At 26.9% G+C, this 773-nt stretch carries 2 protein-coding genes; one reads left to right on the plus strand and one right to left on the minus strand.

All coding sequences use genetic code 11. From position 1 onward, the window contains the following. A partial coding sequence (locus KQI30_RS16865) for a type II toxin-antitoxin system HicB family antitoxin (RefSeq protein ID WP_437177746.1) occupies positions 1-125 on the minus strand: 125 nt, incomplete at its 3' end. Between the two features lie 413 nt (positions 126-538). On the opposite strand from KQI30_RS16865, the gene KQI30_RS16870 reads away from it, so the two are divergent. Beyond that, positions 539-754 carry a type II toxin-antitoxin system prevent-host-death family antitoxin gene (locus KQI30_RS16870; protein WP_216464498.1) on the plus strand — a complete coding sequence of 72 codons (216 nt, stop codon included), beginning with the start codon at positions 539-541 and terminating at the stop codon, positions 752-754. The last annotated feature ends 19 nt before the right edge of the window (positions 755-773 follow it).

Genomic DNA, 773 nt, shown 5'->3' on the forward strand with positions numbered 1-773 from the left:
AAATGTAATCCTAAACATTCCTTTGCAGTTTTAATTGCTTCATCAATATCATCTCCACAAGTTAAGCACCCTGGTAAATCTGGAAACTCAATAGAAATTCCATCTGTGTCATAATTAAAGCAGATGTAGTGATTTAATTTAGCATTATATTGATAAATTTATAAGTGAAAATGATCGGATATGAAAGTCATAGTTTAAATCTATGACTTTTTTACTTACTAAATGAATGGTTTTAAGTTTCTTTATAATGATGTATTTGTACCTATTTTACATAAAAAACACATAAAAAGTACATGAAAAATATATAAAAAATGCACTAAAAATATATAAAAGTTACACGAAAAACACACGAAAAATATGTGATATATACGAGGGTATTAGGGTTATGCCTAACAAGTTTGGTATTTGTCTGACAAATACGTATCTTGCTAAAATATTTTTCAGTATAAATTAAAATTTTAACTATAGGATTTATAGAGAATAATAAAGTGTACAAATACAATATATTTTAAAGCAATATTTAAGAGAGGTGTGAGCAATGTTTATAACTGCAACAGAATTGAAATTAAATATTGATAAATATCTTATTATGGCAGAAACAAATGAGATTTACATCACACAAAATGGTAAAATACTTGCAAAGCTAACAACTCCATATAAGGATCGTGTGGATGTGGCTAGAGCTCTTTTTGGTGTAATGAGTGATGATGTCACTTTAGAAGAGAGCCGAGAAGAGAGGTTATCAAATATATAAAAGTATCAATTTCTAAAAA

The sequence above is a fragment of the Clostridium bornimense genome (assembly GCF_018917145.1).
Lineage (GTDB): Bacteria > Bacillota > Clostridia > Clostridiales > Clostridiaceae > Clostridium_AN > Clostridium_AN bornimense_A.